General features: G+C 59.0%; 12 protein-coding genes. 2 read left to right on the forward strand and 10 right to left on the reverse strand.

All coding sequences use genetic code 11. The features are described from left to right. Positions 1–537: 537 nt before the first annotated feature. The 10 genes from AB5S05_RS20470 to AB5S05_RS20515 form a co-directional block, all read right to left on the reverse strand. Positions 538–3756, reverse strand: coding sequence for an EAL domain-containing protein (locus AB5S05_RS20470; RefSeq protein ID WP_369289370.1), 3219 nt, complete (start codon positions 3754–3756; stop codon positions 538–540). Then, on the reverse strand, positions 3746–4201 hold the full coding sequence (locus tag AB5S05_RS20475; protein ID WP_369289371.1) for a response regulator: 456 nt from the start codon (positions 4199–4201) through the stop codon (positions 3746–3748). Before AB5S05_RS20475 ends, AB5S05_RS20470 begins: the two co-directional genes overlap by 11 nt. Next, positions 4198–8901 carry a PAS domain S-box protein gene (locus tag AB5S05_RS20480; RefSeq protein ID WP_369289372.1) on the reverse strand — a complete coding sequence of 1568 codons (4704 nt, stop codon included), beginning with the start codon at positions 8899–8901 and terminating at the stop codon, positions 4198–4200. Before AB5S05_RS20480 ends, AB5S05_RS20475 begins: the two co-directional genes overlap by 4 nt. Next, a complete protein-coding gene (locus tag AB5S05_RS20485) occupies positions 8898–11138 on the reverse strand; it encodes an ATPase, T2SS/T4P/T4SS family (protein ID WP_369289373.1) in 2241 nt (746 codons plus the stop codon). The genes AB5S05_RS20480 and AB5S05_RS20485 overlap by 4 nt, the downstream gene beginning before the upstream one ends. Positions 11139–11147: 9 nt before the next feature. Then, complete coding sequence (locus AB5S05_RS20490) at positions 11148–12275, reverse strand: sensor histidine kinase (RefSeq protein WP_369289374.1); 1128 nt, start codon at positions 12273–12275, stop codon at positions 11148–11150. Beyond that, positions 12268–12936, reverse strand: coding sequence for a GTP-binding protein (locus AB5S05_RS20495; RefSeq protein ID WP_369289375.1), 669 nt, complete (start codon positions 12934–12936; stop codon positions 12268–12270). Before AB5S05_RS20495 ends, AB5S05_RS20490 begins: the two co-directional genes overlap by 8 nt. After that, entirely contained in the window at positions 12929–13471 is a 543-nt protein-coding gene (locus tag AB5S05_RS20500; protein ID WP_369289376.1) for a response regulator, read from the reverse strand. Before AB5S05_RS20500 ends, AB5S05_RS20495 begins: the two co-directional genes overlap by 8 nt. Next, positions 13471–14820: a response regulator c-di-GMP phosphodiesterase, NosR family gene (gene nosR, locus AB5S05_RS20505; protein ID WP_369289377.1), complete on the reverse strand. Its 1350-nt coding sequence runs from the start codon at positions 14818–14820 to the stop codon at positions 13471–13473. Before nosR ends, AB5S05_RS20500 begins: the two co-directional genes overlap by 1 nt. Continuing rightward, on the reverse strand, positions 14820–16103 hold the full coding sequence (locus tag AB5S05_RS20510) for an ATP-binding protein (protein WP_369289378.1): 1284 nt from the start codon (positions 16101–16103) through the stop codon (positions 14820–14822). The genes nosR and AB5S05_RS20510 overlap by 1 nt, the downstream gene beginning before the upstream one ends. A gap of 663 nt (positions 16104–16766) precedes the next feature. Beyond that, positions 16767–17660 (reverse strand): LysR substrate-binding domain-containing protein, encoded by an 894-nt coding sequence (locus tag AB5S05_RS20515; RefSeq protein ID WP_369289379.1) that lies wholly within the window; start codon positions 17658–17660, stop codon positions 16767–16769. 203 nt (positions 17661–17863) lie between these two features. Here AB5S05_RS20515 and AB5S05_RS20520 point away from each other — a divergent pair, with 203 nt between their 5' ends. Together AB5S05_RS20520 and AB5S05_RS20525 are read left to right on the forward strand one after the other, a co-directional pair. Beyond that, complete coding sequence (locus AB5S05_RS20520) at positions 17864–19306, forward strand: sodium/glutamate symporter (RefSeq protein ID WP_369289380.1); 1443 nt, start codon at positions 17864–17866, stop codon at positions 19304–19306. 334 nt (positions 19307–19640) lie between these two features. Continuing rightward, positions 19641–20360, forward strand: a complete 720-nt coding sequence (locus tag AB5S05_RS20525; protein WP_369289381.1) for a response regulator transcription factor — start codon at positions 19641–19643, stop codon at positions 20358–20360. Positions 20361–20385: the final 25 nt, after the last annotated feature.

Genomic DNA, 20385 nt, shown 5'->3' on the forward strand with positions numbered 1-20385 from the left:
GACATCAGTCATTACTTGATGCACCGTTACAACTGGATCAGACCGCATCAATACAACGACGGGCTACCACCTGCGGTGGCCGAAGAAAAACTTAACCCACTGTCCGGGATGGGTTGACCACTACAGATCGGTTATGTGCGGGTGTGGTGCATGCATTAGCTGCGGTAGTCGTGTAGCGCCTGGAGCAACGCCGGCAAGCGCTGGAAACATGCTCGTCGGTGACACGGAGCTGAACGCTATCTGGCTGGCGTCGTCAAATGGCCACTATGGACGAATTTCCGACCTTCTCCATCTGAGCATTGCTGAGGGGGCTCTGCTGATATCACTGATCGGGCTTGCGAAATCGCTCAAGCCAATTGGTATTTGGCGAAAGAGGTTCTGGGGGCTAGCTAGGTATCCGTAGTGCATCAACGGTCGCGCCGGTATTGGCTCGGGCAGTCGATGCCCGTCGTGACGTCTGAATCGGCGTACTAACATGCAGGCGACCGGCCCTAATTCGCTAGTTGTGTAAACCCAGTACGTTTTTCAGTGGGCGATTCAGTCCTTTTCCGCATCTTCCTTGTCCGCACTTGCCTGTCTATGATGCTGGAAAGCCTGGGCGACGGTGGCGCGCAGTTGCATGTCGTCCCAAGGCTTTGTCAGGAACTTGTAGATTGCCCCCTGGTTGATTGCATCGGTCACCGACTTAAGATCGGTATAGCCGGACAAGACAATGCGTATGGTCTGCGGATAGAGACTCTTGACCCGGCTGAAAAATTCGGTGCCGCTCATTTCTGGCATGCGTTGATCAGAAATGATGACGTGGACATCTGATTTGGCCAGTAGCGCAAAGGCATCCTGAGCATTGTTTGCGGTGAGTATCCGATAGCCTTCCGGGCGCAACACGCGCGTCAGTGCCCGCATGATATTTTCTTCGTCATCGAGCAATAGCAGCGTCTGTGAGCCGTTACCCTCGGATTTTTCGAGGGGTTTCGCCAAGTTCTTGGACTGCTGTTGGAGGAATTGCTCCAGTTGCTCTAGTGGCATGGGTTTGGCAAAAAAATAGCCTTGGAACTCTTCGCAGCGACTCTTTTTCAGGAAAGAAAACTGTGCTTCGGTTTCCACCCCTTCGGCAATTACCTTGAGCTTTAGGTGGTGGGCCATAGAAATGATGCCTTGGGAGATTGCGGCGTCATGCTGGTTGCTGATGATGTCTTGAACGAAGGAGCGGTCGATCTTGACCTTATCGATCGGCAGGCGCTTGAGGTAGTTGAGGCTGGAAAAACCCGTGCCGAAATCATCTATCGCCAGGCAAACGCCAAGTTGCTTGAGTCTTTGTATGGTATCCACGGCTCTTTCTGGATTATCCACCAACACGGTTTCGGTGATTTCCAACTCCAGCATTTCTGCCGGTAATCCGGTCTGCTCTAAGATAGTGCGCACGCGCTCGACGAAGTTGCTGCGTTGAAACTGCACCGGCGAGATGTTCACTGCCATCAGTGCCCCCTTGAAGCCCTGATCCAAGAGTGAGCGGGCGTCGCGGCAGGCAGTTTTCAGTACCCATTCGCTCAATGGAATGATCTGCCCCGTGTCTTCGGCCAGCGGAATGAACTGCAAGGGGGAAATGTGGCCGAGTTCAGGGTGTTGCCAGCGCAGAAGCGCCTCGTAACCGACCACCCGGCCACTCAGACCATCGAACTGTGGTTGGTAGTGGAGGTTCATTGCTTCGGTTTCTATGGCTTTCTGCAACTGAATGCGTAGGTTGACGCGCTCACCGACCTTTTGTTCAAGATCCCGGGTGTACCATTGGTAGTTGTTCCGCCCCTGCTTCTTGGCGATCTGCATGGCTAGGTCTGCCTGCAGGATAAGCTGGTCGGGCCGGCCGATCTGCATATTGCTGCTACTCAGGCTGATGCCTATGCTCGCGGTGATGTGCAACTCCACGTTATCGACGCCATAGGGGGTGGCGATACTGTCAATGATGCGATCGGCCACAAGTACCACGTCCTCTTCGTGGGCTAGGTCGGGCAAAATGACGATGAATTCGTCTCCCCCCAGTCGCGCCACGGTATCACCGGGGCGGACTTGTTGGCTCAGGCGTTGGGCCACCTGGATGAGGATCTTATCGCCGACTTCGTGGCCCAGGCTGTCATTGATCGGTTTGAAGCCGTCCAGATCGATGAACATTACCGCGAGACTGCGGTTGTAACGCTGACTGATTTGATAGCCCTGGTTGAGGCGATCCGTTAGCAGTGAGCGGTTGGGCAGGCCAGTAAGTACATCGTGACTGGCGTTGTAGGCCAGTTGAGATTCGAATCTCTTCTGTTCGGATATATCACTCTGTACGCCAATGAAATGGGTGATGGTGCCCTTTCGATCAGGCACCGGGGAGATGTACAGGCTATTCCAGAACGGCGAGCCATCTTTGCGATAGTCACGTACTACTGCATGCACCTCGCGTTTTCCCTGAATGGCCCGACGAATATCATCGATACCAGTTTGATCAGACTCCCCTCCATGAAGAAAGCGCGGATTGCGACCGATGGATTCGTCGGCGCTGTAGCCTGTTATGCGCTCGAATGCTGGGTTTACATAGATGATAGGAACATCTTTCGCTTGTGCATCGCAGATCATGATGCCGCTGTCAGTGGCATCCAGGCAGCGCCCAAGTAGGTGTAACTGCTTTTCCGATTCTTTGCGAGCGCGGACATCGCGTAACGACAGCAGACGCATCGGTTGGCCGTCCCATTCCGTTTGCGCGCATTGAATCTCTACTTCCAAGGCCTGGCCGCTCTCGAGTGCAATAGACCAGTCACACTGAGAGCAGGGTTCCTCGGGTAGGTGTAGACGATGATCGCGCAGCTGACTCAGCGGGGCTTCAAGCAGCGCTTCTGCCGCCGGGTTCGCATAGTGCACCCTGTCCTCGTGATCGACGACCAGAATGCCATCTCGACTGTCGCTCAGCAGTTGACGAAACGCCCGCTCTTTGCGCTCCGATTCTTGACGCGCCTTGAGCTTTTCGGTTACGTCATTGACCAGCACCAGAATGGCCGGCAAACCGTCATAGTCGAGGGTATGCCACTGTATTTCGACTTGTATTTCCTGGTCGGTTCTAGTTCGGTGAGTCCAGATTTCAACTTCGGAAATTCTGGCCTCAGCTAGAAAGGAGCGGTATTGCTGAAGAAAGTACTCCTGATGGGCGGAGGGGCGAAGTTGCACTACGGTCATGTCCAAGAGTTCATCGCGTGAGTAGCCATAGAGCTGCATCATCGCCTCGTTGACCTCGAGGATGCGCATGGTGTCGCGATGAAATACATAGACTGGGTTGGGGTTTGCATCGAACAACAAGCGGTAGCGGTATTCGCTTGCGCTCAAGGCCGCCGTGGTTTGGGCGCGGCTGAGTGCATATCGGATACTGCGGCCCAGCACTTGGCCATCGAACTGACCCTTGATCAGATAGTCGGCGGCGCCCATTTCTACGGCATGGGCGTCCAGTGCCTGATCGCCCTGACCCGTCAGCAGGATCATCGGTGCGTTCAGCCGCTGGCACTGGGCATCGGCGATCAGATCGAGGCCAATGTCGGCGTCGATGCGGTAATCGATCAAATACAGATCGTATTCCTGACGATGCAGGGCCTGCCTGCCCGCATCATAGTTACTGATCCAGTCCAGTTGGCAGTGCAACTGCTCGGCTTCTTGCAGAAGCTCACGGGTAATCAGGTAATCGTCTTCATCATCGTCGATCAAAAGAATTCGCAGGGGCGTACTAGCGCTCATGAGTGTTGGGCTCGCCGGGTAGTTGGACAGTCTCCAGCCAGTGATCGCTGAGCGTCTGCGCGACCCTGGTCAGGTCCGAGTAGCTGCTGGGCTTGGTCACATAGGCATTGGCGCCGTGCTCATAGCTATCAGCCACATCACGCGCTTCGCTCGAGGTGCTTAGCACCACCACTGGGATACTGCGTAGTTGGGCGTCTGTTTTGATCACCTGCAGCGCCTCGCGGCCATCCATTAGCGGCATATTCAAGTCGAGTAGAATCAGGCCTGGTAGCTTCAGCGTCTCGGATTCGACACAGCCCTTGAGATGTTCAAGCAACTCTACGCCGTCATGTACAAAGCTGACTTCGCTGACCAGCCGGTTTTCTTCGAAGGCGTCGCGCATCAGCAAGCAGTCATCGGGGTCGTCATCGGCGATCAGGATTCTAATCGGTTGATAAGAAGTCATAGGTTCCGTCCTAAATTCGTAGCGTCTATTTGTAGTGCCGGGAATGTAATGCGGAAGGTGCTGCCCCGTCCGGGGCGGCTGTGAGCAGTGATCTGCGCCTGATGGCGGTCGACGATCTTCTTGACGATGGCCAGGCCAATGCCGGTACCTGGGTACGTCTGGCGTGCGTGCAGGCGCTGAAAGGGGGCGAAGATACGATCCAGATACTTTTCGTCGAAGCCAATGCCTTGATCCTCGATACAGAGCGTCCACATCATTGCACCGTCCTGTTCAGCATAGACGCGGATGTGGGGCGCCTGCCCTGGCTGACGGAACTTGACCGCGTTAGTCAGCAGGTTCTGCAAGAGTTGCCGCAGCTGACTCGCATCGCCCAGTAGCGGCGGCAGGGGGGCACGCTGGATTATCGCCTGGCTGCCTTCCAGAGTAACTTCCATGTCCCTCAATACTTCGTCAAGAATTCGGTCGAGATCAACCGCCACCAAGGGCTGATGCCGCGAGCCGACTCGCGAATAGCTCAACAGGTCGCGGATCAGTGCCTGCATGCGTTCGGCGGCACTTCTCATGCGTTGCAGGTAGTCGCGACTCTGCTCATTCATGTCATTCGAATTCGTTATCAGTCGCTCGCTGAACGACTGGATCTTGCGCAGGGGCTCCTGCAGGTCGTGGGAGGCCACGTAGGCAAATTCCTGCAGTTCGTTATTGCTGCGCTGCAGCTCCGTCAGGGTTGTGCGCAACCGTTGTTCTGTAGCTTTGCGCTCAGTGATGTCGCGCGCCGCACAATAGACGATCTGGTCGTCGCTGAGAGCGGCACTGATCTGCAGCCAGAGTACCTGCCCCTGAACATCGATTGCGCGAATTTCCAGGTCGCTAAGCGGCTGCCCAGTGCGCAAACGGATCAGGCTCTCCTGCAATCTGACATGATCTTGCGGGTCAATCACGTTCAGACAGGAGTGGCCAACTACCGCTTCGGCAGGATAACCCAGCACTGCAATGAAGGCCGGGTTGACCTGCAGTACATGGCCCTGTGAGTCGAGCAGGCAAAACAGCTCCAGCGAGAGGGTGAAGAGTTGGTCGCGCTCTTGCAGGCTCCGCTCTGCTTGAGCCTGGAGGCTGATATCGCGGAAGGCCAGGACCCAGCCGCTCGGCTGCTGATCATGCAGTAGCGAAGTGATGGCGTAAGCGATGTGTCTACAGGTGCCGTCCTGCTCCAGCGCGCAGGTGCCCTGTGCCAGGCTTTCGGCTTGATCGTCGAGTCGGCTGACCGGGAGCGAAATGGGCATCAGACTTGGCAAGCGTTGTCCTTGCAATGCCTCGATTGTGCTGTCCAGCAGTTCCGCTGCTTGGGGGTTGACAAAGGTCACCAGGCCATTGCCATCAATGGCGATCAGCCCCTCGCCTACGCTGTTGGTGATGGCCATGGTGAAGTTCAGCTGTGCCTGCAGGCGCTGCTCGGCTTCACGCACCTCCTGTATCAGTCGGAGGTTTTCCAGGGCGGCGACGCTCATTTGGGCGAATTGCTGGGCAATGGCCAGGTCATCTTCGTTGAATTCGTCGTCATATTTATCGGAAAGCTGGAGCAGGCCGAGGTTTTCGCCGTCGTTGCTCTTGAGCGGCACCGCCAGCCAGCCACGCATCGGCGGGTGGCGAGATGCTTCATCGGAAAAACCGCGCCACTCTGGGTGAGCCTGCAGTTGTTCCTGGGTCAGCAGCATCGGTTGATTGTTTTCGCAGATCAGTCGATAGATACCATTGCCGTTGGCCGGCGTTTGATAGTCGCGCCAGGCTGCATACTTGTCCGAGAGTGAAAAAGCCATGAGCCACTGTCGCAAACCCTCGCCCTGGCGCAGGCTGATGGCCGACTGGTGGGCGCCAATCAGTGTGCGCAACTGGACGGCCAGGTAGTCGAGCAATGCCTGGCGCTCAGGATAGCGGTTCATGCTCAACGCCACTGTATTCAGGTCGCTGAGCAGAAGGGCCTGGTGCTCGGAGTGGCACAGGGCTTGCCTGAGGTCGCGCGTCATCTGATTACGCTTGCCGACGTCATAGGCGATCGCGAATACACCAGTGATACGCCCGTCTATCTTGATCGGCAGATAGGTGAGTTCCAGTTCCAGCACATCGCCGCTGAGACTCTTGCTGGAGCACTCGAAGCGTCTTGCCTCGCCGCTGCAGGCGGCCTTGAAGTGTTGTTCTGCGTCGTCCCGCCCCTCGGCTGCCAGCAGCTCGGCACCCATTCGCCCCTGCAATCGTGCCTCACTGACACCGAACAGCTGGATAGCGGAAGCGTTGATGGATTCTATGCGGCCGGCCAGATCCAGGGACAGTATGGCGCTGGGAGTGAAGCTGTAGAGGGAACGAAAGCGTTGTTGGCTCTGTTGCAGACTGCGATGGTCGCGTTCGCGCTCCACTGCAAGGGTGGCCAGTTGCGCGGCAGTAACCAACAGCTGCTGCTGGTCACAGTCGGGAGCCATGGGGTTGCGCTGATAGAGGATGAGGCTGCCTAGCGTCTCGTCATCGCGACTGAGCAGCGGGCTCGACCGGCAGGCCTTGAGGCCATGCGCCAACGCGACGTCGCGGCAGCTCTGGCAACGCGGATCGCTGGCGATGTCGGCAATTGCGCCTTGCTGGTGGGTCAGCAGAGCCGCCGAGCAGGCCCTGGCCTCGGGCTGTGCTAGGTGCTTCTCGAATTGCTGGATAAAGGCTTTTGGCAGGCTGGGTGCGGCGATCAGGCGCAGGCCTCCTGTATTGCTGGCGCGCAGAATTGAACAGGACGTCCCCGGCTCATAAGCTTCGGCCATGCGGCAGATGGCATCGAGGATGTCCGTCAGTGGCTGGTCGGTACTGATCATCCGCAGAATGGCCCGCTGGTTTTTGGCATAGGCTTCCTGACGCACCAGGTCCGAGATGTCGTGGCCTACGGCGAAGGTGCTGCGCTCGGCCTCCACCCAGACGCTTGACCAGCGGACATGTACCGTGCTGCCATCTTTGCGCCGATAACGGTTGCGGTATCCGATGATAGCCACGCCATCTTGCAGGGCCTGGCTTGTTGCTCGGGCGCGACGACGATCCTCGGGCACGACGAACTCGATGAAGTTGCGGCCAATCAACTCTTCTGGCGCATAACCGAGAAGCGCCGTACAGGCAGCACTGACGTGGGTGAAGCGGCCCTGCTGATCGAGTGAGCAGAGCATATCGACGGAGTGCTGCATGATCCGTTCGTTGAGCATCTGCAACTGCTGCTGGCGCTGCAGGCTGCTGCTGAGTCGCGTGTTGGTCTGCTGCAGCAGGAAGTTGCCTTCGCCTGCTAGGTTCGCCAGCAGTTTGCTGAGGATCAGGGCGCAGCCCAGCCCCACACCCAGCAGCATGACGAATGCCGGCAGGTAAGACATGATGTAGACATCTTGCGGGTTCTGCAGGTAGAGCCGTAACCCCCACTCGTCGCCAGTACCCAAGTCAAGTCTGCGCACGCCGATAGGGCGCTCGAGCGGCGATTCCTGTGCGGTGTTGATTGTCGATGTCGCCGATGGGCGATTCACTAGCTCAAACCAGAAGTCGCCCCCTTCAGAATACGGTCGATTCTCGATCCGCAGCACGCTCAGCAGCAGCCGAGGAGGCTGCCGAAGTCGATACAGGGGCATGGCAAGAAGCATGTCTTGCGAACCTGCGGTGGAGACTGGCGATATGCTGATATGCACAGCGCTGGCTGGCTGGCGCAGCATTTCGAGTAGCCAGTCGCGGACAGCGGGTTCAGCCAGTAGTCGCTCGGGTTCCCCGCGCGCGCTGGAGGTTCGTGGCGATGGTGAAAGCACTTGCAGGTCGCTGTCCAGCAGAACGAACAGTGCAAGCTCAGGGTGGGCTCTTAGGTGGCTGCCGATCTGGAGTTGCATCCAATTGTCTGACGAGCGCAGCTTCGGCCAGTCGTAGACTATGTGCTCGAGTTGTTGGCGATGCTCCCGCAGGAGGGGCTCCAGGCGGTAAGCAGACTTCTCCAAGTATTGCTCTGCCAGCTGCTGAACGCTCTTGAGGTCCTGCAGCGTAAGCAGGTACCAGGCCAGGCAGGTGAGTCCGATGCCGATGGCGCTTGGGGCCAGACCTTGGACATTCGTCTTGGACGCGTTGGCGGCGCCCAGCTGGCTCAAGATTACCGTGGCGACCCCCATCAGGATAAAGAAAAGGTTGTTCAGATTGTGGTTAAGGTACCTGGCACTGAGCCGGAAATCCTCCAGCGCCGGCCACCAGCTTGCCATTATTGAGGTTGCAGCCAGGGTGATGACGGCCACGCCAATACCCTGGCGCAACAGCCGCGAGGCGCGAAAATTGGCCGTGCAAGACAAGCCGACAGCCAGCATGCAATAGAGTAGCGCCTGGCCGTCGGTGATACGCATGAAGCTACTGAGCAGCGACAGGCCGAGTCCGTCCTTCGCGTCCCAGGCATTGTGAACCAGGCTGTACAGGCCCAGGCCCAGCAGCAGGCCGGCGCTGCTCAGACACAGGCGCCGCAGGCCGCGCGTCGCCCCAAGCAGGCAGAGTCCGGCAAACAGGAAGCCCAGGGCGCTGTCTGGCAGCATCACGACGTTGTAAGGACTGGGCTGCTCGGTCGAGTAAAAACCGAGCAGGGCAAGGATGCTCAGGCCTAACAGGGCGAATGTCAGCGCATACAGGTAAGAGATGGCGATCAAAGAGCGGGTTGATGTGTTCATTCTGGCAAATCCTGCGGGCCGAGCAGGCGCAGCAGCTCTTCGGCGGTGGTCAGGCCCTGCTGCAGCTTGTCGCGGGCGTCGTCGAGCAGGGTAAGCATGCCCTGTTGACGGGCCAGGTCCTGCAGCTGGGTGACCCCGACTCCCACGATGATGGCGTCGCGCAATGCGTCGTTCAGGGTGAGCACCTCGTGAATGCCGACGCGGCCCTTGTAACCCTGGTGGCAGTGGCTGCAGCCTCGGCCGCGGTAGAAGCGCAACTCGGCAGCGGCAAAGTCCGTTCCCAGGCGCTTGAGCGCTTCCAGCGGTGGTTCGACTTCTTCCCGGCAGCGCAGGCAGATGCGCCGGACCAGGCGCTGGGCGATGATCGCTTCCAGTGCCGAGGCCAGCACATAGGGTTTCAGGCCCAGGTCGAGCAGGCGCGCGATGGTGGCCACCGCCGAATTGGTGTGCAGGGTGGAGAACACCAGGTGGCCGGTGAGGGCGGCATGGAAGGCCACATCGGCGGTCTCTTCGTCGCGGATCTCGCCGAGCAGGATCACGTCCGGGTCCTGGCGCAGGATGGCGCGCAGGATGTGGGCGAAGCTCAGGCCGATGCGCTCACGCACCGGAACCTGGCCGGCCAGGTCGACGTGGAACTCCACCGGATCCTCGATGGTGACGTAGTTCTTCTCCGAGCTGGCCTCGTGCTGCAGCAGGGCATAGAGGGTGGTGGTCTTGCCACTGCCGGTGGGGCCGGTGGCGAGGACGATTCCCTGCGGCTTGCTGACCACGCGCATCAGCCGCTCGAGGTTATGCGGCGACAGACCGAGGTCTTCCAGCGACTGCGCCGCCGACTGGCGCTCCAGAACGCGCATCACCACCTTTTCGCCATTGATGGTGGGCAGGGTGGAAATGCGCAGGTCGCAGATACGCATCGCCGTCTTGACCGTGATGCGGCCATCCTGGGGGCGCCGCCGTTCGGTGATGTCCAGCTCGGCCATTACCTTGATCCGCGAAACCACGGCCATCAGCAGGCTGCTCGGCACCTGGATCTTGTCCTGCAGCACGCCATCGATGCGATAGCGGACGATGACCTGCTTGGTTCGCGGGTGAATGTGAATGTCGCTGGCGCCCAGACGCAGGGCTTCGAGAATGATCGCATTGACCAGGCGGATGGCCGGTGGATCCTCGGAGCTGCCGAGCAGTTCCTCGAGGTTCTCGCTGCCATCCTCGTCGAGAATGATCTCGATGCCTTCATAAGGATCGCTGCTGCCGACCACGGTGGCGATGTCTTCCAGGTGCTGCCCGGGCGCGCCGAAGATTTCCGTCAGCTTGGCCTGCATCTGCTCGGCCTCGCAGAGCAGCGGATGGATGCTGAGGCCGCAGACGAAGCCCAGTTCGTCGATCAGGCCCTGATCCATCGGGTCGGCCATGGCCAGTCGCAGGCGTTTGTTCACCACCCGCAGCGGCAGCACCAGCTGGCGGGTGCAGACGGCCTGGGGAATCAGTGACAGCAAGGAGGCATCGACCTGGAACTCGCGCAGGTCGATCTCCTCGAACATCAGGTCGTCGTGCAGCAGCTGGTAGATCTTCTGGGTCGGTACCCAGTCGTGTTGCAGGAGCTGACGCAGAACAGAGCTCTTGTGGGTCTGCATCTCCTTGTGCAGTTGCTGGATCTGCTGGGCATTGAGCAGGTTCTTCTTGTGCAGCAAGATGGCCAGCTGGCTGCGGTTGGTGACGCCCAGCTTGGCCAGGGTTTCCAGGTCGCGGTGCTGCTTCTTGTTTTCCTGTTCCAGGGCGCGGTTGCGCCGCATCAGCTCGTACTGCTCCAGGGCCAGGGCAATGGTCAGGCGCAGGTCGTCGTCGTTCCAGGGCTTGAGGATGAAGCGGTAGACTGCGCCATCCGTGATCGAGCCCATGACCGCGTCGGTATTGGCGTGCCCGGTAAGCATGATGCGGATGGTGTCCGGCCAACGTTCGCGAATGCGCCGCAACAGCTCGCTGCCATTCATGCCGGGCATCATGAAGTCGCTGATGACCAGTTCGACCGCCTGGTTTTCCAGGATGCTCAGCGCCTCGCTGGCATTGCGGGCGAAGTGCAGCTGGTAATTCTCGCGCTGCAGCACGCGCCTGAGCGCGGCGAGGATATTGGCCTCGTCATCCACCAGCAGCAACCTGTAAGGCTTCGTCGCGGCGCTGTCGGGCGCATGAGTCATTGCGCCATCGCCGACGAACAAGGAAGCATAACGTCTGGCCATGCTCGTTCCTCAGTTCAGGGCGAAGCGCAGAATGGCGCGGGTACCGCGGCCAACCTGGCTGTCCAGTTGAATGTCGGCCTGGTGGGCGGCAAGGGTGTCACGAGCTACGCACAGCCCTAGGCCGGTACCGGCACCGACATCGCGGGTGGTGAAGAAGGGGTCGAAGACCCGGCCCAGGTTTTCCTCGGCAATGCCGCAGCCGTCGTCTTCTATGGTGATTTCCACGGTCTGGCGGGTGCTGCGGCTGGTGACCCGTATGTGGCCGTGCTCGCCCAGTGCCTTGAGCGCATTGTCCAGCAGGTTATAGAAGGCCTGGGTGAGTTTGGCCGGGAAGCCTGCCAGCGCGGGCAGCTCGCCGAGGTCGAGCTGGATAACCTGAGCGCGCGGGGTTTCCGCCTGCAACAGGTGGCAGGTGCTGATGAGCAAGGCGTTGAGGTCGCAGGGCACGAAGTCGGCCTGGTCGATATTGGAGAAGGTCTTCAGGTCGGCGACTATGTTGGCGATGCGCTGGCTACCATCGAGAGACTCCTGCAGCAAGGCGCGAAAGTCCTCCAGCAACTCTACGGCGGCCTCGTTGCCCTGCAACTTGTTGTCCAGCTCGGTGAGGTACTCGGCGGCCACTCGCAGGTTGCTGCTGATGAAGCCCAGCGGGTTGTTGATCTCATGGGCAACACCTGCGGCTAACTGGCCGATGGCACGTAGGCGGGCACTTTCGTAGAGCTGTCGCTGGGCTTGCTCAACCAGCTTAACCTGGGCCTCGACCCGCTCCTGCAATTGTTCGGACAGGGCCTTGTAGCGGGCGCGGGAGGCCTGCAGGGCGCGATTGCGACTCTGCAGTTCGGCATAGCTGGCTTCGGTGGTGTCATGGTGCAGATTGGCGGCGAGGCGATATTTGACGATATGCACCAGTATCGTTTCGAGCAGGCGCGCGGCCGCCTGGCGGCGTTCACTGGAGAGGTCGCCATGCAGCCAGCCGAGCGTCTCCAGATTCAGCTCCACCGGTTCCGCGTCGGCCTCTGGCTTTTCACTGATCTGCAGTGAGCCGCCACCCAGCTCGCCGAGCAGGCGACACAGGCGCTGTTGCTGCTCTATGGACAGCAGCTCAGGCAGGCTGGGGTCCTCTTCGAAACTAAGCATGGGACGCTGCGTGGGCCGCGCTGAGCTGCTGAATGAAGGCCTGGTCATCTAGACCGTATTGATCGGCCAGGGAGAACTCCCGGTCCAGTGCCGGGTAGATACGCGCTAGTAGCGCGCGTAGGCTTTCCACCACCCCCTGGCCATGCAGGGCGCTGGCCAGGCTGAGCGGCGCCCAAGGTGTGGCGGACCAGCGCGTTTGCAGCTCGGCGGCATCGATGGCGTCACTCAGGTCGCGTTTGTTGAACTGAACCACCAGCGGCAGCCGGTCGATGTCCATGCCCAGCTTCTGCAGATTATCGGCCAGGTTGTCGAACGCGGTGGCGTTGTTGTCCTGCTGAGCGGGGGCAGAGTCCGCGACGAACATCACTCCGTCGGCGCGCGCCAGCACGGCCTTGCGCGTGCTGTCGTGCTGTACCTGTCCGGGCACCGTGTAGAGCTTGAGGCGCAGGTCGAGCCCGCTGCGACTGCGCAAACCGATCGGCAGAAGGTCGAAGAACAGGGTGCGGTCGTCGCGGGTCTCCAGGACCATCAGTTCGCCCTTGCGCTGCGGGTTGAGCAGGCTGTGCAGCTGCATCAGGTTGGTGGTCTTGCCGCTGAGCGCCGGACCGTAATAGACCACCTTGAGGTTGAGTTTGCGTTCATTCGCTTGAAAATCAGCCATCCTCGGGATCATCCAGTTCATTAAGCACTATAGCGCCGTCTTCGTCGCGGCGAACTTGAGTGAGGCCAGGATTTTCCCGCTCCAGACGCAGCAACTCTTGTTTCTGGCGGTGCAGGGTGGTCTGCTGCCTGTGCACTTGGTCGAGCCGGCGCTGATTCTCTAGGCGCAATTGATAGAGCTCTGTGGCCGAGCGCACGGCGGCCTGTACCTCGCAATCCTCCCAGGGCTTCGAGATAAAGCGATAGATTTCCGCCCGGTTGATTGCCTGCATCATGGTCTGGCGGTCGCCGTGGCCTGTCAGCAACAGGCGCATTGCATGGGGCTGGCGTTGCTTGGCAAAACTCAGATAGGTAACGCCGTTCAGATGTGGCATCTGGTAATCGGATAGGATCACGGCGTAGTCGTGCTCCGTCAGCGCCTCAAGGGCCTGATAAGGGTCATCGAACCCCTGGACCTCCCAATCCGATGCACGCAATACCCGCTGCAAGGATTTGAGGATCTGCGGCTCGTCGTCCACCAATTGAATCTTGAACATCAAACGGTCTCCTTGGCTGGCGCACAGGACGCGGAGGGCGAGCGGACGAACAGGGTGTAGCGGGCGCCCTCGCTCTCTTCGAAGGCAATCAGCTTATCGATCAGTGCACGGGTGAACTGCTTGCCCTCATTGAGCAGCAGATTGCCGTTCGCCGCGTTGAGGTTCCGCGCCAGCTGCATGCCGGGCTCCAGGCGTCTGGTGTCGATCACCTGAATGCTGGGATCGGTGACGGCCAAGTCGGATGCCAGATCGGTGCACAGCTGGATGAAACGTTCGCACAACTGGGGATCGTAGAGCTTGCCGGCGTACTTCTGGATCAGCAGCAGAGCCTCGTCACGGCTCAGGCAACGCTCCAGTACCAGGCCATGCTGCAGTTCAATGAAGTCTACTGCCAGCTTGAGCAGGCGCGAGCCGAAGGGTATGTCCTCGCCCTTGAGACGATCGGGAAAGCCGCTGCCGTCCCAGCGTTCCTGATGGTGGCGGATAATTCGCGCCGCATCTTGCAGCGGCTCGAGACTCATCAGCAGGCTCTCGCCCTGCAGCGGGTATCGCCGGTAGCTCTGACGTTCGTTCTTGTACAGCAGGTCCGACGGGCTCTTGAGGAGGCTGTCGTTCCAGGTCAGCTTGCCGAGGTTATACAGTGCCGCAGCCATGGTTAGGTCCCGACCAGCTCCTTCGCTGAGGCCGTGTTGCTCGGCATAAGCCCGGACCAAGGTGATCACCTGGCTGTTGGTCTGTTTTTCGCGCGGGATGCGCTGAGTGATCAGGCTGGAAAACACCTCGGTGGCGGTCATGTAGCTGGCTTTCAGTTCCTCGTAGGCCAGATCGAGCATGTCGGCGGTCTGCTGCAGCTCAGCGGTGCGGCTGCGTACCCGTTGCTCAAGGGTCGTATTGAGTTCCTGCAGGCGCTGGTTCTGCTGCTGGGTGAGCAACTCCAGACGCTGTCGCTCACGCTCGGTGTGCTGGAGGGCAAGGGCCTGGCGGATGTTCAGGCGCAGCTCGTCGTCCTCCCAGGGCTTGCTGAAGTAGCGGTATATCTGTCCCTTATTGATCGCCTTGATCGTGGTGCTGATATCCGCATGGCCGGTTAGCAGAATGCGCATACAGTGTGGCCAGCGCCGCTGCACTTCGGTAAGCAGGGTGGCGCCATCCATGCCCGGCATGCGCGCATCGGAGATCACCAGGTCGACAGGGTGCGAGGCGAGTAGTTGCAGTGCCTGGTCGCCGCCATTGGCGGTAAGGATTTCGTAGGGTTCGTGACGTAGCAGGCGGCGCAGGCTCCTGAGGATATTTTCCTCGTCATCGACCAGCAGCAGAGTTGCACGGGACGGCATGGCGGTTTCAGTCATCAGCTGCCGCTCTCAGTCTCGACAGCAGGGGGCTGGCTGATCGGAAGCCAGAGACGAAAACGCGTGCCCTGGCCGAGCTCGCTGCTCACCTCGATACTGCCGTGGTGCTTCTGCATGATGCTATAGGAGAGCGCCAAGCCCAACCCCGTGCCCTGGCCCACTGGTTTGGTGGTGAAGAATGGCTCGAATATTCGCTTGAGGGTGTGCGGGGGAATGCCGCTGCCGGTGTCCTCAACCTCTAGCCATACCCAGTCATTATCGTAGCCGCTGCGCAAGGTGATGCGGCCGAACTCCTCAATGGAGTGGGAGGCGTTGACGAGCAGGTTCATCAGCACCTGGTTGATCTGTGAGGGGATGCACTCGACCTGTGGTAAGTCGCCATACTCCTTGACTATCTCGGCTTTGTATTTGATCTCGTTATTGACCACGTTGAGGGTGGTGTCGAGGCCGCGGTGCAGGTCGGAAAGGCGAAATTCCTCATCATCGACGTGGGAGAAGTCCTTGAGCGAGCTGATGATCTTCTTCACCCTATCGATGCCATCCTCAGACTCGCCGATCAAGGCATCGGCATCGCTGCGGATATAGTCATACTCCAACTGGCGTTTGAGATGACGCAATTCCTCCAGGCTCGCTGCAGTGTCGACGCTGTCGATAATGCGAAACAGGTCGTGGACATAGCCGGCCAGGGTCTTGAGGTTGGAGAAGACGTAACCGATCGGGTTGTTGATCTCATGCGCGACGCCGGCGGCGAGTTGGCCGATGGCCGCCAGCTTTTCCGATTGAAGGAGCTGGGTATTGATCTTCTCGAGCTTCTTGAGCAACTGATCCTGCTCGACTTGTTTCTCGTTAAGGGCATCCACGGCCGCATTCAGTTCTTCCTTGGAGCGCACAACGTCGGTGGCGTCGTACACCAGTAGCCCGAAGAGGCGCTGGCCGTCCTGATCCCTGAAGGGAAGAAACAGGGTGCTTTGCAGCATCAATGGTGTCGGATTTCCCACCGCGTCGTAGGGCAGCTGGATCAGGTAGGGATTGTCACGCCACAAAGTGTAGACGTGTTCACCGTGCTCCCGGGCCCTCGCGACCATCTGTTCGAAGCGCGGTGTTTCCGCTTCGGGAAAAGCGCTGGTCAGTAGCTGTTGTCGGGCCAGATCGAGATTCTTGCCGCTACACCGGCTGATGAAGGGGTTCCAGTGCTGGATGCGCAAAGCCGAGTCGAGAATGATCACGCCGATCTCGATGTGTTCGATTAGAGCAGCGGCCAATTGGCTTTGCCGAAGGGGCATCGTAACTCCTTGAGGCTGTTCGGTGTGTGTGGAGTGCGTCACAGAATGGTGGAAATAATTTGACGCCCTATTTTTGGCGCGATTGTGCCGCAAAGAGCCGAAATGCTGCTAGGGCTAAATCACTTTCCCTGACGAGTAGCTGAGCCCATGGTCGCTGAGCATGCAGGTGACCGTCTTATCTACTGCCGCTCTTGTTTCTCCGCTTGTTTCTCCACTGGTCGGCGCTGGTCGCCTTGCAGGCGCGTCTCGGTCCGGGGATGTGCTGTCGTCATCCAGGGCTCTGCCGGACTTCTGCACTCGTAGCCATTGCCCTCTTGTTAGCGGGAAAACTACCCGCACTGCCCCTGCACGGCACCCCTGATTGCGCCAGCCGCATTGCTGTGCGCGTCACCCTCGCTTGAGCGGGTCGAAGTCAAGGTTCGCAGGCGTGGATGTGATACCCGCCAGCAAACCCCCGTGCAACGTGCGCTTAGGACCTTGCTTAAAGTAATTGGGAATGAGTTGGCGTGTCCGCATATGAGCTTTCTCGAGCCTATGTCCAGGTATACGCAGCTGTGAGCAGGACGGTTCCATCCTGCTCACAGCTGCTGAGGCTGAGATCGCGGTTGGCGATCACGCGAAGAGGCAGTCCGGGAGCTCTGGGAGGCATCTGTACAACCAATCCTACGAGGACGGTCTCCACTGTTTGAGGAAGTCGATAAAGGTCTGTTGGATTGGCGTCACCGTGTCCTTCACCCAGGCGACTTCGGTGACGATATTTCTGCCTATCCCTCTGAGCGGGCGCAGGACCACTCCCTTGCGACTGATGTTGCTGGAGCACTCCGCGTAGATGCTGACGCCTATGTTCGCCGCCACGAAGCCGAACACACCTTCGCTGTTGTAGGCCTCCTGTATGACATTGGGCAGGAAACCGGCATCGACGCACAGCGCGTCGAGGTGGCGGCGGAAGTGGGTCCAACTATGCATGGAGCCCAGGACAAAAGGTTCGTGAGCAAGATCCTCCAGCAAGACCTCGGACTGGCTGGCGAGCGGATGCCGCTGCGGCAGCACCGCGACGAAGCGGTCATGCTGCACTGCGATGCTGTCGAACTCTTGATCCTGTATTGGCCCGGTGACCAGGCCGAAGTCGATATTGCCCTGTTTCAGGTCGATGAGTTGCTGCTGCGTCGAGGCGTAGACCAGTTCGATACGGATTTCCGGCTGCTGCTTGCGGACGCCATCGAGGATGCTGGGCAGCTCGCCCGATATCGCGAAGTCGGTATAGCCGATACTCAGTTGACCATTGAGGCCGGCTCCGGCCTTGCGCGCCAGTTCCACGGCGATATCCAGTCGTTCGAACACCGCCTTGCTGCCAGTCAGAAAGGCACGGCCTGCTTCGGTCAGCTCCACCCGCCTGTTGCTGCGCAGCAGCAGAACCTCGCCGATGGATTCTTCCAGTTGCTGGATGGTCCGGCTTAGCGCCGGTTGTGCCACGTGCAGGCGCTCGGCCGCGCGGCGAAAGTGCAGCTCCTCGGCAACCGCTTGGAAGGCCTGTAGGTGACGCAGGTCGATGCGCAAATTGATACCTCCTGGGTATCACTCGTTCTAAAAATGATATTGTACGGGTCATGTCGAAATCTTGTATCTTTGTGACGCATTTCTCTTCTATCGCTTTGCCATCTGCCCCGGGATTGCTCGTCATCACTCAGCGACATGGCGGCATCGATCGATGCGGGAAATGCTACAGAGGCTAAGGAGCTTTCTTTCTTTTTGGCGCCAGCTTGCCACTTGATGCGGATGATTTGATTGTGGGAAGTACGTTTCATGGCGTCATTGCCTTTGCCCTGCTAGCCAGCATGCTGCTCCTTGGCGGTGTCCTGCGCAGCCGCATCGCGTTTCTGCGCAACATGCTGCTGCCCGCCAGCATTGTCGGTGGTCTGCTGGGTTTCACGCTGTTGTCGGCCGAACTGCTGCCGGGCTTTCAGCCCGATGATTTCACGGACCTGGCCTTCCACTTCTTCACCCTCAGCTTCATGTCCCTGTGCCTGATCGGCAAGAGCAAAGATCGCTCATTGGCCAGCGGGAGCGTGGTGCGGGGTGGGCTTTGGCTGACCCTGATCTGGACCGCCAGTCTTGGTCTGCAAGGGGTGATCGGCTACTCGCTCATGGCCGGTTACGACGCCGTTACCGGCGCCGGTCTTAGCGAGTGGCTCGGTGCCATCGTCACCCATGGCTTCACCCAAGGTCCGGGGCAGGCGCTGACCTATGGTGCGGCCTGGGAGGCGGATCATGGGATCAAGGATGCCGCCCAGGTCGGTATGATCTACGCCTCGCTCGGTTTTCTGGTGACCTTTGCGATTGGCGTGCCGCTGACGAAGCGCTTTATCGGTCGCGGCCTCAACACCAATCGGGCGCCGGCCGAGGATGCCGACTTCGCGTTTGGCTTCTACCGCGGCGCCGCAAAGCCGGTGAGCGGTCATATGGTTACGCATCCCGCGAGCCTGGACTCGCTTGCCTACCATCTCGGGCTGCTGGCCATCGCCTATATGATCACCTATGTGTGGCTGAACTTTCTGCAAGGGCATGTCGCAAGCTTCGCGCCCTTCGGCCTCGACCTCTCGGTGCTGTGCAACTTCAACCTGTTCTTTCTGCACGGGCTGGCCGTCTGTGTGCTGATGCGCCTGGTCATCGATCGCTGCGGGCTCGCGGAGCGCGTCGACGATGAGACGCTGAAGCGCATCACCGGCTCGTCGGTGGATTTCATGGTGGTCGGCACCCTGATGAGCATCAAGTTCGCGGTGCTCTATGCGCTGTGCGCGCCGATCCTGCTGGTCGCTGGTGCCATCACCGTGGCGACACTGGCTGGCTGTCTGCTTCTCGGGCGTCTCAGTGGGCCCCTGGGGCCGGAGAGGGCGATCAGCGCTTTTGGCTGTTGCTGTGGTTCGACCGGGACTGGCTTGCTGCTGTTGCGCATGATGGATGCCAATTTTAGCACGTCCGTGGCTAAGGAGCTTGCCTTCTTCAATGTGGCGATCATCGTCACCACGGCGCATATTCTGTTCTTCTTTGCGCCGCTGGCGCCGTCGCTGGGGCGGGATGCTTACTTCATGGTCTTTGGTGGCACGGCACTGCTGTCGCTCGCCTGTGTTCCGCTGCTGCTCAAGTGCTGGCCGGCGTATGAGGATCAGCGCTCTTTGAGTGGTGTGCGGCAATCTAGGAGGTAGAGCGAGGGGGGCACTGATCGGGCAAGTATTCAGTATAAGTAGCACCATAAGTAACACCTATTTCGCGCGCTCATAACTGCTCAAGCGCTGTTCTTATAATGTCGGTAAATATCCGTAATGCTTGGGTGCTAGCGCCAAATTTTGAGCGCTGCAGCGCTTCTAGGCTCGACAGAAAACGGTGAAATTATATGGCGGTCATCTGGGTGTTCTAATAGGTACTATCGTCTAGGTTTGGCAGAGGTTAAGAGCTCAATTGTTATAAAACGTCAGGCGCTTCCAGTATTCGATGCACTAAAATATAAAAGTACGTCACATTTTTGGATGCGGAAAGAATATGGATGGTAAGGCCGCAGAAGGAAGGGCAGCAGTAGCCGTCTGGGGTAACCCGCAGTGCCCGATGATGGCCGAACGGCTTTGCCCAGCGTTATATACCACGCTATTTCCTGTCGAGACGGTCAGGATATTTGATTTTAGTGTGTCGCCTAGTGCCCTTGAACGCTATAGGGCGACGGTCGTTGAGGTCAAGGCGGCGGAGTTCAAGAGAAGTATCGAGATAATCAGCGGCATTCGGGACCAGGACCCCGATGTACTTATTATCGCGCTGGTGAAGAAGCCAGCTGTTGATACAAGGGTGCGACTCTATCTCGCGGGTGTCGATACTTGCCTTGTTTTGCCTGCGAGCGCCGCAGAGATGGCTGATGCTTTTGCGAGGCTTGTTGGCGACAGTGGCAGTGGCAGTGGGAATGTACCGGTTCTTGATCTGCGCCAGCTGTGCCTGTGGACTGAGCAAGAGAAAATTCAGCTTTCGTACTTTGAGTTGAGGGCGCTCAGTGCGCTAAGTCGGGCGCCGGGGCGTATTGCAAGTCGGGAAGAAATAGCCGACTTGTTGGAGTGGAGCTCTGAAGGTTACGACCAGCGCGCGCTGGAAAAATTCATAAGCAGGCTGCGCGCGAAAACCAAAAAATTATTGGGGAGTGATGCCATCCAAAGTATCCGCGGATATGGCTACCGACTTTCAAGCCGGTTGGTTATTGTGGGGGCTGACAGCATTTAACTTTCTGCTTAAAAAGAGCTGCTGA

Source organism: Pseudomonas zhanjiangensis (assembly GCF_041027545.1).
In the GTDB taxonomy this organism is placed as follows: domain Bacteria; phylum Pseudomonadota; class Gammaproteobacteria; order Pseudomonadales; family Pseudomonadaceae; genus Aquipseudomonas; species Aquipseudomonas zhanjiangensis.

Coding starts and splice junctions, on each gene's coding strand:
- AB5S05_RS20470 (WP_369289370.1), bottom strand. CDS start 3,756: ATGAGCGCTAGTACGCCCCTGCGAATTCTTTTGATCGACGATGATGAA.
- AB5S05_RS20475 (WP_369289371.1), bottom strand. CDS start 4,201: ATGACTTCTTATCAACCGATTAGAATCCTGATCGCCGATGACGACCCC.
- AB5S05_RS20480 (WP_369289372.1), bottom strand. CDS start 8,901: ATGAACACATCAACCCGCTCTTTGATCGCCATCTCTTACCTGTATGCG.
- AB5S05_RS20485 (WP_369289373.1), bottom strand. CDS start 11,138: ATGGCCAGACGTTATGCTTCCTTGTTCGTCGGCGATGGCGCAATGACT.
- AB5S05_RS20490 (WP_369289374.1), bottom strand. CDS start 12,275: ATGCTTAGTTTCGAAGAGGACCCCAGCCTGCCTGAGCTGCTGTCCATA.
- AB5S05_RS20495 (WP_369289375.1), bottom strand. CDS start 12,936: ATGGCTGATTTTCAAGCGAATGAACGCAAACTCAACCTCAAGGTGGTC.
- AB5S05_RS20500 (WP_369289376.1), bottom strand. CDS start 13,471: ATGTTCAAGATTCAATTGGTGGACGACGAGCCGCAGATCCTCAAATCC.
- nosR (WP_369289377.1), bottom strand. CDS start 14,820: ATGACTGAAACCGCCATGCCGTCCCGTGCAACTCTGCTGCTGGTCGAT.
- AB5S05_RS20510 (WP_369289378.1), bottom strand. CDS start 16,103: ATGCCCCTTCGGCAAAGCCAATTGGCCGCTGCTCTAATCGAACACATC.
- AB5S05_RS20525 (WP_369289381.1), top strand. CDS start 19,641: ATGGATGGTAAGGCCGCAGAAGGAAGGGCAGCAGTAGCCGTCTGGGGT.